Origin of the sequence: Pseudoalteromonas sp. MER144-MNA-CIBAN-0113 (assembly GCF_040308965.1) — a bacterium.
GTDB lineage: Bacteria > Pseudomonadota > Gammaproteobacteria > Enterobacterales > Alteromonadaceae > Pseudoalteromonas > Pseudoalteromonas tetraodonis.
Genome location: NZ_JBEOOG010000457.1, coordinates 1 through 255, shown reverse-complemented (window position 1 = coordinate 255; position 255 = coordinate 1). Strand labels below are relative to the sequence as shown.

The following is a 255-nucleotide window of genomic DNA, read 5'->3' as shown; positions in this document are numbered from 1 at the left end:
AGCTAGAGCAAGGATCACAACAGCTACAGGGGGAAGTTTTAGAGCTTGAGCTTGAGACTACACTAGCACAGTTATATCCGCTTGATTTTATTGAACCCGTAAAAAAAGGTGCTAAAGGCGCAGATGTCATACAAACAGTTTGCATGCGCTCAGGTACTGTATGCGGCAAAATAGTGTGGGAGACAAAGCGAGCTGAAAATTGGTCAAATGCCTGGGTCAGCAAACTTAAAACAGATGTACAAAATGCTGCTGGTG

General features: G+C 43.9%; 1 protein-coding gene. It reads left to right on the top strand.

The window, feature by feature from the left end:
- A partial coding sequence (locus tag AAEY57_RS20480; RefSeq protein ID WP_350608720.1) for a DUF2130 domain-containing protein occupies window positions 1–255 on the top strand: 255 nt, incomplete at both ends.